This window comes from Streptomyces sp. NBC_00258, from assembly GCF_036182465.1.
Lineage (GTDB): Bacteria > Actinomycetota > Actinomycetes > Streptomycetales > Streptomycetaceae > Streptomyces.
In genome coordinates, this window is the sequence record NZ_CP108081.1 from 9,684,050 (window position 1) to 9,695,778 (window position 11,729).

Genomic DNA, 11,729 nt, shown 5'->3' on the forward strand with positions numbered 1-11,729 from the left:
AGGGGCGCGGGGAACTGCGCGACCAGCCCCCACCGTCCCGCAGATAGATCACCGCGTTCCCAACGGAGTAAGCAGACACCGGCCGACCAGGCCAACCCCCGTGTCGAGCCGCTCGACGAACTCCCCGGCCAAGTCGGGGAGTTCCCGCAGCGCCCACACCGCCCGCGCGGCGGACCACGCCGCGTCCCGCGCCCGGTCCAGGCTCCACGCGCCGAGCAGATGGGTCAGCGGGTCGGCGATCTGGAGGAGGTCGGGGCCCGGCATCAGATCTTCGCGGATGCGCTCCTCCAGCGAGACGAGGACGTCACCCACGCGGTCGAACTCGTCCTCCAGTTCGGCCGGTTCGCAGCCGAGCGTACGACAGGCGTCCACCACCGCGAGCGCCAGATCGTGCCCGATGTGCGCATTGATGCCCGCAAGTGCGAACTGCAGTGGACGTACTCCGGGATGACGTCGGAGCTGGAGGAGCGGCCGCCAGCAGGCGGGCGGACGACGCTCGTCCGCCACCGCCTCGACGGCGTCGAGATAGCGCTCCGCGAACCGCACGTCCAGCGTGATCGCCGCGCGGGCATCGGTGAAGTGCCCTGTCTCCAGGCGCCGGTCGACCTCCTCGGTGACGGCGAGGTAGACACGGTTGAAGACCGCGACACCGTCCCGCTCGGGCCAGGCCGCACCGAGCGCACGCATCCGGTGCACCACCGCGTCGACGCTGTGCACGCGAGCTGTGAACTGTTCCAACGGCACCATGGGGGCAGGGTCCCAGGCCTACGCTGTGCCGAGGGCCGCCGGGCCGAGCGCTTCCCCAGAACGGGGGAACACGCGGGACCCGACGGAGGGGGGAGCACCACGTGTCAGGGCAACGTGCCCATCGCCTGGCCGCACGCAGGGCCGAGCGCAGGCGCGCCGCCCGGCGCGGCGCCATGGTCGCCGTGGCGTCCGCGGTCGTCGTGGTCGGCACGGTGACGGGGATGATGTCCGCGCTCGACGACGGCCGGGGCAGCGACGAGGCACGCCCCGACGTCACCAGCTCACCACTCCTGCAACCGCTGCCCGGTGTGCCCACACCGTCGCCCTCGAAGACGTCCGCCTCGCCGTCCCCGTCGCTCTCTCCGTCCAAGGCCACGCCGAGCCCGAAGCCGTCGAAGAGCGCGTCGACGAAGCCGAGGACGGAGCCCGTGTCCGTGCAGCTGTACCGCCATCCCGAGTCCCAGGTCCTCGACTGGGTCCGCGACCACCGCGACGACCCGCGCCGCCCGCTCATCGAGTCCCGGATAGCCGACCGGCCGGCCGCCGTCTGGTTCGCGGACTACACGCCGTCGAACATCACCGCCCGCGTCAGGGCGGTCACCTCGGCCGGCTCGGCGAAGGACAGGGTCCCGGTCGTCGTCCCGTACGCGATATCGAACCGCGACTGCGGAGGCGCCTCGCAGGGCGGTGCGCCTGACCTCGGGGCGTACGACGGGTGGATCGACAAGTTCGCGGCGGGCCTCGGTTCCGAGGAGGTCATCGTGGTCCTGGAGCCGGACGCGATCGCCCAGTCCGACTGCCTGTCCGAAGGCGACCGGGCCGCCCGTTTCGCCTCGCTGGCCCGTGCGGGACGCGTCCTCAAGGCGGCGAACCCGAAGGCGCGGGTCTACTTCGACGCGGGTCACTCCGACTGGAACACCCCGGAGAAGCAGGCCGGGCTGCTGCGCCGGGCCGGTGCCGCATCCGCCGCCTCCTCGGACGGCATCTTCAGCAATGTCTCCAACTTCAACCGGACGGGCGACGAGATCGCGTACGTCCGCCGGACCCTCGACGCCCTCGGCGGCCCGGCGGGCCTGGGCGCCGTCATCGACACCAGCCGCAACGGCAACGGCGCCCCGGCCGACGGCGAGTGGTGCGATCCCGCGGGCCGCAAGCTCGGACAGGCGCCGACCATGAGCACCGGAGAGGCACGGATCGACGCCTATCTGTGGGTGAAGCTGCCCGGCGAGTCCGACGGCTGCAAGGGCGCGCCGGGGACGTTCACCCCCGACTACGCCTACGACTTGGCACGCTGACCGCCCGCCGAACCGGATCCCGAATCGGAGCCGGAAGCGGATCCCGAGTCGGAGCCGTACGACGACGTGCCCTCGTCGAGCAGCGGTTCCTGCGACTTGAGGTGCGCGGGGGCCATCGCGCGCAGCGCGTGGTAGCCGACGATGACGACGATCGTGCCGAGCGCGATGCCGCTCAGCGAGAAGGTGTCGGTGAACTCCAGCGTGACGTTGCCGACGCCGATGATGATGCCCGCCGCGGCCGGCACCAGGTTCAGCGGATTGCGCAGGTCCACGCCCGCGTTGAGCCAGATCTGCGCGCCCAGCAGGCCGATCATGCCGTACAGGATGACCGTGATCCCGCCGAGCACACCGCCCGGAATGGCGGCCACGACCGCGCCGAACTTCGGGCAGAGGCCGAAGAGCAGCGCGAAGCCGGCGGCGGCCCAGTAGGCGGCCGTCGAGTAGACACGGGTCGCGGCCATGACGCCGATGTTCTCGGAGTACGTCGTGTTGGGCGGGCCGCCCACGGCGGTGGAGAGCATCGAGCCGACGCCGTCCGCGGAGATCGCGGTGCCCAGCTTGTCGTCCAGCGGGTCGCCGGTCATCTCGCCGACCGCCTTCACATGGCCCGCGTTCTCGGCGACCAGCGCGATGACGACCGGCAGCGCCACGAGGATCGCGGACCACTCGAAGGACGGGCCGTGGAAGTTCGGCAGCCCGATCCAGTCGGCCCGGCCCACGGCGGAGAGGTCGAGCCGCCAGTGATCGGTGAGCTTGCCGCTCGCGTCGACCGAGTGGATCCGCCCGAAGACGCGGTCGAAGACCCAGGAGATCCCGTACCCGAAGACCAGCCCGAGGAAGATCGCGATCCGCGACCAGAAACCGCGCAGGCACACCACGGCCAGAGCGGTGAACAGCATCACGAGCAGCGCCGTCCACTGGTCCTGCGGCCAGTACGTGGAGGCGGTGACCGGCGCCAGGTTGAAGCCGATCAGCATGACGACCGCGCCCGTGACGATCGGCGGCATCGCGGCGTGGATGATCCGCGCCCCGAACCGCTGCACCGCGAGACCCACGAGGAACAGCGCGACCCCGACCACGAAGACGGCACCGGTCACGGTCGCGCTGGTGCCGCCCTGCGCGCGGATCACCGCCGCGACGCCCACGAAGGACAGCGAGCAGCCCAGATAGCTGGGCACCCGGCCGCGGGTCGCGAGCAGGAAGATCACCGTCGCGACGCCCGACATCATGATCGCGAGGTTCGGGTCGAGGCCCATCAGGACGGGCGCGACGAAGGACGCCCCGAACATCGCCACCACGTGCTGGGCGCCGAGCCCGGCCGTACGCGGCCACGAGAGCCGTTCGTCGGGGCGGACGACCGCCCCCGGCGCGGGCGTGCGCCCGTCACCGTGCAGCTTCCAGCGCACGCCGAGGTCCATGGTGGGGTTCCGCTTTCTCTGTACGACGAGATCTGTACGCCGATGGGCCGACGTCAAGATCCGCAAGTGAAGATCAGCGCCATGGTAGGGCGGAGCTGGGAGAGCGGCCGGTTCAGGGCCGACGATCCGGAACCGGCGCGTCCGCCGAGCTGGCCTTCCCGCCGGTGGTGCGGCCGCTGGCACGCAGCACGTTCGCGAACGAGGCGAGGCCGAGGGTCAGCACCGTCACGAGGACGAACGACGTCACCAGGCTCGTCGCGTCCGCCACGGCCCCGATCGCGGACGGCGCGATCAGGCCCGAGGTGTACGTGATGGTGGCGACGCCCGCGATGGCCTGGGACGGATTGGGGCCGCTGCGGCCCGCCGCCGCGAAGCAGAGCGGGACGACGACGGCGATGCCGAGACCCAGCAGGGCGAAGCCGGCCATGGCCACCGCGGCGTTCTGGGCCATCACGACGAGCAGCGCACCGAGGGTCGCGAGGGCACCGCTCACCCGTACCGTGCGGACCGGGCCGAAGCGGTCCACCACCGAGTCGCCGGCGAACCGCGCGATCGCCATGGTGAGCGTGAAGCCCGTGGTGGACGCGGCCGCGACCCCGGCCGAGCTGTCGAGGACGTCCCGCAGATACACCGCCGACCAGTCCAGGCTCGCCCCCTCCGCGAACACCGCGCAGAAGCCGATCGCGCCGATGAGCAGTGCCGACTTCGGAGGCAGCGCGAAACGCGGGGGCGGTTCCTCGTCCTCGGTGGGACGCAGGTCCAGCACCCACTGACAGGCGGCCACGCCGATCAGGGTGAGTGCCACGGCTGCGAGCGCGTGGTGCAGGCGCGCGTCCGAGCCCAGATGGGCGGCGACGGTGCCGGCCGCCGAGCCGACCAGTGCGCCCGCGCTCCACATCCCGTGCAGCCCGGACATGATCGACTTGTCGAGCCGGGTCTCGATCTCGACACCCAGGGCGTTCATCGCCACGTCGGCCATGCCCGCCGTCGCGCCGTAGACGAAGAGGGCCATGCACAGGGTCAGCAGATTCGGCGCGAGTGCCGGGAGGATGAGCGCGAGCGTCCACAGGGCGATCAGGCCGCGCAGGGCCGCGCGGGCGCCGAAGCGGTGGCTGACGCTGCCCGCGAGCGGCATCGCGACGGACGCGCCGATCGCCGGGAACGCGAGCGCCAGGCCGAGCTGGCCGGCGCTCACGGAGGCGTGGTCCTGGATCCACGGGACGCGGGTCGCGAACGAACCGGTGACGGCACCGTGCACGGCGAACACCACCGCCACCGCGTACCGGGAGCGCTTCACCTCGCGCTGGTCGTAGACCACTTCACTCATTTACCCGGCCCCCCTTGTCCATTACCCGCCCACTCCCCACTGTGCCGCCGTAAACTATCAGGGACCCTGCCTGATAGATAGGCGGTATCGGGCCTGCCGCCCCGGCGCCCCCGATCTGGAAGGATCCCGGCATGCCCGCATCACCGAGCACCGCCCGGGCCATCAACGACCGGCTCGCCCTGCGCCTCCTCCAGCAGGAAGGCCCTTTGACGGCAGGGCAGTTGAAGCAGCTCACCGGCCTGTCCCGACCCTCCGTCGCCGACCTGGTGGAACGCCTCGCCGTGGCCGGACTCATAGGCGTCGTGGGGGAGTCGGGCGAACAGCGACGCGGCCCGAACGCCCGGCTGTACGGGATCGTCGCCGACCGCGCGCACCTGGCCGCACTGGACGTAAGGACCGAGGGCGTGTCCGTCCTCGTGTCGGATCTGCTGGGCTCGGTGCTGGCCGAGGCGTCGGTGCCGATCGGCGACGGTACGGACACCGGGCCCGCCGTCGAGCAGGCGGTCACCCTGGTCGAACGTACGGCCAAGGAGGCGGGCGTCGAGCGGCTGCACACCATCGGTGTCGGAGCCCCCGGGCTGATCGACCCCGCCACCGGCGAACTCCGTGACTCCTCGGGGCTGCCCGAATGGCACCGCCGCCTCGCCGCGGCGTTGCAGGAGCGACTGCCGGCCCGCGTCCTGGTGGAGAACGAGACCAACCTCGCCGCGCTGGCCGAGCAGCGCGACGGGGCCGCGCAGGACCGCGACACCTTCGTCCTGCTCTGGCTCGGCCACGGCATCGGCGCGGCCGTCGTCCTCGACGGCTCCCTGCGCCGGGGTGCCTCAGGAGGCACGGGCGAGATCGGCTTCCTGCCGGTGCCGGGGACGAACGGCCTGCCGTCCGCGACGGGCTGCGAGGGCGGCTTCCACTCCCTCGCGGGCGCCGCCGCGATTTCCGAACTGGCGGCGCGCCACGGGATCGTGGCGCCCGCCGCTCCCCATGAACCCCATGCGGCGGCGCTGGTTCGGGAGGCCGTGGCGCGGGTCGCGGCCGACGCCGGGGACCCCTTGGCCTCGGGCTTCCTCGACGCGCTCGCCGAACGTGTCGCCCTCGGTGCCGCGTCCGTCGTCGCCGTCCTCGACCCGGGATGCCTGGTGCTCGCGGGCGAGATCGGCGGTGCGGGCGGCGAGGTGCTGGCCGCCCGTGTCCAGGACCGGGTCGGCCGTATGTCGCCGCTGCCCACCGAGGTGCGGGCCGGCACCCTGGGTGGCGGCGCCGTGCTCCGCGGCGCGCTGCTGATGGCGCGGGACGGGGCCCAGGACGAACTGTTCGCACCTCCGGAGAGGTGACGCCCGCCTCCGGAGAGGCGAAAGCCGCTTCTGGAGGAGTGACGCCCGCTTCCGGTTCCGGAGGGATGGCGCCCGTCTCCGAAGAGGCGACGGACGGCAGCGGCCGATGTCCGGGAACGGAGACCCGGCGGCGGGGCAAGGGCCTCCGTCACCGCCGCCGGGTCGTTCTGGGGGCGGGCCGGCGAACGCGGAGCCCGTGGAGGCGTCGGTGAACGCAGACCCTAAAGAGGACTAGACCAAAGCGTCAATAGGTATGGACCAATCGTAAGCTGCTGTGTCTGAAAGGTAGTTGGTCCGTCACGAGTGTCCCGTGAAGTCCATCGGCACACCCTGTGAGGCAGCCCACAACATTCGCCCGCATGGGCGTCGATCAGGCGTGGCACACTGAGTCTGTACCAGAAGCAGCGCACTCCGGGGTCGGTGAAAGTCCGAACCGGCGGTTACAGTCCGCGACCCGGTCGCTTCCAGCGGCCGGTTGACCAGGTGAAATTCCTGGACCGACGGTTAAAGTCCGGATGGGAGGCAGTGCGCGGCGGGCGGGCATTCGTGCGCGCCGCCGTCTGTTTCGACGTGTCCCTCGGGACCCGTCCTACGCGGCGTCGTCCCCGGTGTCCTCGCTCGCTCATATCTGTCGTCATCGACAGGCCCCGGAGTCCGTGCCCGAAATGGCAGGAGGACCCGGGAAGTGTTCACCGGAATCGTCGAAGAGCTGGGTGAGATCACCGCCGTCGAGAACCTCGACGACGCCTCCCGTTTCCGGCTCCGTGGCCCCGTAGTCACCGAAGGTGCGCGCCATGGCGACTCCATCGCCGTCAACGGCGTCTGTCTGACGGTCGTCGAGCACGAGGGCGACGAGTTCACCGCCGACGTGATGGCGGAGACCCTGAACCGCTCCAGCCTCGGCGTCCTCGCCGTCGGCTCCCGCGTCAACCTCGAACGCCCCATGGCCGTGGGCGAGCGCCTCGGCGGGCACATCGTGCAGGGCCATGTGGACGGCACGGGCGAGGTCATCGAGCGCAAGCCGTCCGAGAACTGGGAGATCGTGAAGATCTCCCTCCCCGCGGACCTCACGCGCTACGTCGTCGAGAAGGGCTCCATCACCGTCGACGGCATCAGCCTGACCGTCGTCGAGGCGGGCCCCGACTTCTTCACCGTCAGCCTCATCCCGACCACCCTCGACCTGACCACGCTCGGCCTCAAGCAGCCCGGCGACCCGGTCAATCTCGAGGTCGACGTGATCGCCAAGTACGTCGAGCGGCTGCTCGGCTCGCGGGGAGAGCAGCCGGCGGCCCTGCCCGGCACCCAGGGAGCGACGCCGTGAACTGGCTCAACTCGGAGGCGTTCACGCTCTTCGGCCAGCACATCAAGTGGGCCGACATGATCGGCAACGTGATCGGTCTTGCCGGCCTCGCCCTCGGCTGGCGGCGGTCCATCTGGACCTGGCCCGTCCAGTTCCTGTCCGGTGCCATCCTCCTCGCCGCCTTCGCCACCGCCCACCTCTCCGGCAGCGCCGGCAAGCAGGTGGTGGTCATGGCCGTCGCCCTGTGGGGCTGGTGGCAGTGGAACCGCGGCAAGGGCGGCGCTCAGGACGGCTCCATCGCCGTCCGCTTCGCCACCTGGCGCGAGCGCGGGTACCTCCTCGGTGCCGCGGCCGTCGGCACCCTCGCGGTCGGCAGCCTGTTCACCGCCTACCCGACGCTGTCCTGGGACCCCTGGCCGGACGCGTACATCTTCGTCGGCACGGTCGTCGCGATGTACGCCCAGGCGCGCGGCATGGTCGAGTTCTGGTTCGCCTGGCTGCTCGTCGACCTGGTGGGCGTGCCGCTGAACTTCGCCAACGGCTTCGCCTTCTCCGGCTTCGTCTACATCATCTACGGCGCGCTCGTCCTGTGGGGCATGCGCGACTGGTGGCTGCGCTCCCGCAAGGCCGGGCAGCCCCTCCTGGAAGGAGCCCCGGCATGACAACGGCGCCGGTTTGGTACAGCACGGGACACGATCAGGACGCCTCGGACTTCGCGCTCGACCCGGTCGAGCAGGCCATCGCGGACATCGCGGCGGGCCGCCCGGTCGTGGTCGTCGACGACGAGGACCGGGAGAACGAGGGCGACCTCGTCATCGCCGCCGAGAAGGCGACCCCCGAGATCATCGCCTTCATGATGAGCGAGTGCCGCGGTCTGATCTGCGCGCCCATGGAGGGCGACGAGCTCGACCGCCTCCAGCTCCCGCAGATGGTCGAGAACAACACCGAGTCGATGCGCACGGCCTTCACGGTCTCCGTCGACGCGGGCCCCGCCTACGGCGTGACCACCGGCATCTCCGCCGCCGACCGCGCCACCACGCTCCGGCTGCTGGCCGGCGGCGAGGCCGAGGCGGGCGACCTCGTGCGCCCGGGCCACATCTTCCCGCTGCGCGCCAAGCCCGGCGGCGTCCTGGTCCGCAACGGCCACACCGAGGCCGCCGTCGACCTCGCCCGGCTCGCCGGTCTGCGCCCGGCCGGCGCCATCGTCGAGATCGCGGGCGAGGACGGCCGGATGCTGCGGCTGCCCGAGCTGATCCCGTTCGCCCGCAAGCACGGCCTGACGATCATCTCCATCGAGGACCTGATCGCCTACCGCCGCACCGCCGAGCCCACCGTCCGCCGCGAGGCCGAGACCCAACTGCCCACCGCCTTCGGCGAGTTCACGGCCTTCGGCTACCGCTCCATCGTGGACGGCGTCGAGCACGTCGCCCTGGTCCACGGCGAGATCGGCGACGGCGAGGACGTCCTCGTACGTGTCCACTCCGAATGCCTCACCGGCGACATCTTCCACTCGCTGCGCTGCGACTGCGGCCCCCAGCTCGAAGCGTCCCTTGAGCGCATTCAGGCAGAGGGCCGCGGCATCGTCGTCTACCTCCGCGGCCACGAAGGACGCGGCATCGGGCTCCTGTCCAAGCTGCGCGCGTACGAACTGCAGGAGCAGGGGCACGACACCCTCGACGCCAACCTGGAGCTGGGCCTGCCCGCCGACGCCCGGGACTACGCGGCAGGCGCGCAGATCCTGGAGGACCTCGGTGTGCGCAGCCTGCGCCTGATGACCAACAACCCCGAGAAGACCGACGCGCTCGTCCGCCACGGCCTCAAGGTCACCCACCGCGAGCCGATGCCCGTACAGGCGGGCGAGCACAACCTCCGGTATCTGCGCACCAAGCGGGACCGGATGGGGCACGACCTGCCCTGGCTGGACACGACGACCGTGTCCGCCTGCGGCAACCAGTAACGGCAAAGCACGAGGAGAGACACACGTGAGCGGCAAGGGTGCACCCGAACTGTCCGTACGCAACTGCAGCGACCTCAGGGTCGCCGTCATCGCGGCACAGTGGCACGAGAAGGTGATGGACGGTCTCGTCGACGGCGCGCTGCGCGCCCTGCACGAGCTGGGAATCGACGAGCCGACCCTCCTGAGGGTCCCCGGCAGCTTCGAACTGCCGGTCGTCGCGAAGGTCCTCGCGGGCCGCGGATACGACGCGATCGTCGCGCTCGGCGTCGTCATCCGCGGCGGCACCCCCCACTTCGAGTACGTGTGCCAGGGCGTCACCCAGGGCCTCACCCAGGTCTCGATCGACACCGGCGTGCCCATCGGCTTCGGCGTCCTGACGTGCGACACCGAGGAACAGGCCCTGGACCGCGCGGGCATCGAGGGCTCGAACGAGGACAAGGGCCACGAAGCGGTGACGGCCGCCGTGGCGACGGCGGCCACGCTCCGCTCAGTATCTGAACCGTGGCGTTAGAGACACTATTAAGTGCAATAAGGTGGGCGCCACCATGTCCAATAAGACGTTCGAGGAGCTCTTCGACGAGCTCCAGCACAAGGCAGCCAACGGCGACCCCGCCACTTCCCGCACCGCGGAGCTGGTCGGCAAGGGGGTCCATGCCATCGGCAAGAAGGTCGTCGAAGAGGCCGCCGAGGTCTGGATGGCCGCCGAGTACGAGGGCAAGGAAGCCGCCGCCGAGGAGATCTCGCAGCTGCTCTACCACGTCCAGGTGATGATGGTCGCCCGCGGAATCTCGCTGGACGACGTCTACGCCCACCTGTAAGTCTCCTGGTTCCACCCAGAACCCGTCACGCAAAGGAAGCCGACCTCATGCTGCGCATCGCCGTCCCCAACAAGGGTTCCCTGTCAGGCCCCGCGGGGGAGATGCTCCATGAGGCCGGCTACCAGCAGCGCAGGGAGGCCAAGGAGCTCAGGATCGTCGACCCGGAGAACGAGGTCGAGTTCTTCTACCTCCGCCCCCGCGACATCGCGATCTACGTCTCCTCCGGCAAGCTCGACATCGGCATCACCGGCCGCGACCTGCTGATCGACTCCGCGGCCCACGCGGAGGAGATCCTCCCGCTCGGCTTCGCCCGCTCCACCTTCCGCTTCGCCACCAAGCCCGGCACGGCCAAGTCCGTCGAGGACCTGGCCGGCATGACCGTCGCCACCTCGTACGAGGGCATCGTCGCCAAGTACCTCGACGACAAGGGCATCGACGCGTCCGTCGTGCACCTGGACGGCGCCGTCGAGACGGCCATCGAGCTCGGTGTCGCCGAGGTCATCGCGGACGTCGTCGAGACCGGCACCTCGCTGCGCAACGCGGGCCTCGAGGTCTTCGGCGATCCGATCATGAAGTCCGAGGCCGTCGTCATCCGCCGCACAGGCGCGGAGACCACCGAGGAAACAGAGCCCAAGGTGCAGCAGTTCCTGCGCCGCCTCCAGGGCGTCCTCGTCGCGCGGACCTACGTGATGATGGACTACGACTGCCGCGTCGAGCAGCTGGAGAAGGCCGTCGCCCTCACTCCGGGCCTGGAGTCGCCGACCGTCTCGCCGCTGCACAACGAGGGCTGGGTCGCCGTGCGCGCCATGGTCCCGTCCAAGGAAGCCCAGCGGATCATGGACGACCTGTACGACATCGGCGCGCGGGCCATCCTGACCACGGCCATCCACGCCTGCCGCCTCTGAGGAACGCCCGCCATGTCCGACGCACCAGAGCTGCCCGCTCTTCCGGTCACCTTCCGGCCGGGCCGCACCCGAGCCGTCCTGCTGACCGCCGGCGCCACGATCTTTGTGGTCATCACCACGGTCGCGATGCTGCTGGAGAAGCTCAGCCCGGGGGAGCGCACCAGCTTCGTCTTCACCGGGGCCCTGCTCTTCGGGGTGCTCGTGCTGCTCTCACGGCCGAAAGTCGTCGCCGACGAGTCCGGCGTGACCGTCGTGAACATCGCCGGCCGCCGGAAGCTGGCCTGGGCGGAGATTGTGCAGGTCAACCTGCGCCCGGGCGACCCGTGGGTGTTCCTGAACCTCAGTGACGGGACCAGCCTGGCCGCGCTCGGCATCCAGCCGGGCATCGCCAAGCAGCACGCGATCCGTGATGCCCGTGCGCTGCGCGCCCTCGCCGAGGCCCGCTCCATTCGCGACCCCGAAGGACAGCAGGACGGCCGGCACGACGAACATCACGGCTGACTCTCGGCCTTCCACCCTGCCGTACGGGCCCATGTCTTGATTAATCTGTTGGCGGAGGCGTTTTCGTTGCGCCTCCGCCGCTGACTTTCCACCCGGAACATCAGAGGCCCCCTGCTATTCGAGGAGTGAC

The 11,729-nt window shown here is 70.7% G+C and carries 12 protein-coding genes and 1 riboswitch; of the genes, 9 read left to right on the forward strand and 3 right to left on the reverse strand.

The annotated features are described in order from the left end of the window. Positions 1 to 48 precede the first annotated feature (48 nt). On the reverse strand, positions 49 to 747 hold the full coding sequence (locus tag OG718_RS43135) for a DUF5995 family protein (RefSeq protein WP_306941016.1): 699 nt from the start codon (positions 745 to 747) through the stop codon (positions 49 to 51). A 173-nt stretch (positions 748 to 920) separates the two neighbouring features. Here OG718_RS43135 and OG718_RS43140 point away from each other — a divergent pair, with 173 nt between their 5' ends. Continuing rightward, positions 921 to 2,042, forward strand: coding sequence for a glycoside hydrolase family 6 protein (locus tag OG718_RS43140; protein WP_328847928.1), 1,122 nt, complete (start codon positions 921 to 923; stop codon positions 2,040 to 2,042). Here OG718_RS43140 and OG718_RS43145 read toward each other — a convergent pair. Both OG718_RS43145 and OG718_RS43150 read right to left on the reverse strand, forming a co-directional pair. After that, entirely contained in the window at positions 2,024 to 3,460 is a 1,437-nt protein-coding gene (locus OG718_RS43145) for a uracil-xanthine permease family protein (RefSeq protein WP_328846716.1), read from the reverse strand. The two genes, OG718_RS43140 and OG718_RS43145, sit on opposite strands and share 19 nt — an antisense overlap. 112 nt (positions 3,461 to 3,572) lie before the next feature. Beyond that, entirely contained in the window at positions 3,573 to 4,787 is a 1,215-nt protein-coding gene (locus tag OG718_RS43150) for an MFS transporter (protein WP_306941018.1), read from the reverse strand. Between the two features lie 131 nt (positions 4,788 to 4,918). Between OG718_RS43150 and OG718_RS43155 the strand changes: the two genes are divergently transcribed. The 8 genes from OG718_RS43155 (at position 4,919) to OG718_RS43190 (ending at position 11,599) form a co-directional block, all read left to right on the forward strand. Beyond that, positions 4,919 to 6,118: an ROK family transcriptional regulator gene (locus OG718_RS43155; protein ID WP_143635309.1), complete on the forward strand. Its 1,200-nt coding sequence runs from the start codon at positions 4,919 to 4,921 to the stop codon at positions 6,116 to 6,118. A 402-nt stretch (positions 6,119 to 6,520) separates the two neighbouring features. Further along, a riboswitch (FMN riboswitch) is annotated at positions 6,521 to 6,651 on the forward strand. Positions 6,652 to 6,803: 152 nt separating this feature from the next. Continuing rightward, complete coding sequence (locus OG718_RS43160) at positions 6,804 to 7,439, forward strand: riboflavin synthase (protein WP_143635307.1); 636 nt, start codon at positions 6,804 to 6,806, stop codon at positions 7,437 to 7,439. Then, on the forward strand, positions 7,436 to 8,080 hold the full coding sequence (locus OG718_RS43165) for a nicotinamide mononucleotide transporter family protein (RefSeq protein ID WP_143635305.1): 645 nt from the start codon (positions 7,436 to 7,438) through the stop codon (positions 8,078 to 8,080). Before OG718_RS43160 ends, OG718_RS43165 begins: the two co-directional genes overlap by 4 nt. Continuing rightward, positions 8,077 to 9,375, forward strand: coding sequence for a bifunctional 3,4-dihydroxy-2-butanone-4-phosphate synthase/GTP cyclohydrolase II (locus OG718_RS43170; protein ID WP_306941020.1), 1,299 nt, complete (start codon positions 8,077 to 8,079; stop codon positions 9,373 to 9,375). The genes OG718_RS43165 and OG718_RS43170 overlap by 4 nt, the downstream gene beginning before the upstream one ends. Before the next feature lie 25 nt (positions 9,376 to 9,400). Next, positions 9,401 to 9,886, forward strand: a complete 486-nt coding sequence (gene ribH / locus OG718_RS43175; protein ID WP_055615729.1) for a 6,7-dimethyl-8-ribityllumazine synthase — start codon at positions 9,401 to 9,403, stop codon at positions 9,884 to 9,886. A 34-nt stretch (positions 9,887 to 9,920) separates the two neighbouring features. After that, complete coding sequence (locus OG718_RS43180; protein WP_143635302.1) at positions 9,921 to 10,193, forward strand: phosphoribosyl-ATP diphosphatase; 273 nt, start codon at positions 9,921 to 9,923, stop codon at positions 10,191 to 10,193. Between the two features lie 47 nt (positions 10,194 to 10,240). Next, the gene (gene hisG / locus OG718_RS43185; protein ID WP_143635299.1) at positions 10,241 to 11,098 is read left to right on the forward strand and encodes an ATP phosphoribosyltransferase; all 858 of its coding nucleotides are present in this window, start codon (positions 10,241 to 10,243) and stop codon (positions 11,096 to 11,098) included. A 12-nt stretch (positions 11,099 to 11,110) separates the two neighbouring features. Further along, positions 11,111 to 11,599, forward strand: a complete 489-nt coding sequence (locus tag OG718_RS43190; protein ID WP_143635298.1) for a PH domain-containing protein — start codon at positions 11,111 to 11,113, stop codon at positions 11,597 to 11,599. Positions 11,600 to 11,729 lie beyond the last annotated feature (130 nt).

Excerpts from the sequence above, each read along its gene's own strand:
- OG718_RS43135 (WP_306941016.1), bottom strand. The coding sequence starts at position 747 with ATGGTGCCGTTGGAACAGTTCACAGCTCGCGTGCACAGCGTCGACGCG.
- OG718_RS43140 (WP_328847928.1), top strand. The coding sequence starts at position 921 with ATGGTCGCCGTGGCGTCCGCGGTCGTCGTGGTCGGCACGGTGACGGGG.
- OG718_RS43145 (WP_328846716.1), bottom strand. The coding sequence starts at position 3,460 with ATGGACCTCGGCGTGCGCTGGAAGCTGCACGGTGACGGGCGCACGCCC.
- OG718_RS43150 (WP_306941018.1), bottom strand. The coding sequence starts at position 4,787 with ATGAGTGAAGTGGTCTACGACCAGCGCGAGGTGAAGCGCTCCCGGTAC.
- OG718_RS43155 (WP_143635309.1), top strand. The coding sequence starts at position 4,919 with ATGCCCGCATCACCGAGCACCGCCCGGGCCATCAACGACCGGCTCGCC.
- OG718_RS43170 (WP_306941020.1), top strand. The coding sequence starts at position 8,077 with ATGACAACGGCGCCGGTTTGGTACAGCACGGGACACGATCAGGACGCC.
- OG718_RS43180 (WP_143635302.1), top strand. The coding sequence starts at position 9,921 with ATGTCCAATAAGACGTTCGAGGAGCTCTTCGACGAGCTCCAGCACAAG.
- hisG (WP_143635299.1), top strand. The coding sequence starts at position 10,241 with ATGCTGCGCATCGCCGTCCCCAACAAGGGTTCCCTGTCAGGCCCCGCG.
- OG718_RS43190 (WP_143635298.1), top strand. The coding sequence starts at position 11,111 with ATGTCCGACGCACCAGAGCTGCCCGCTCTTCCGGTCACCTTCCGGCCG.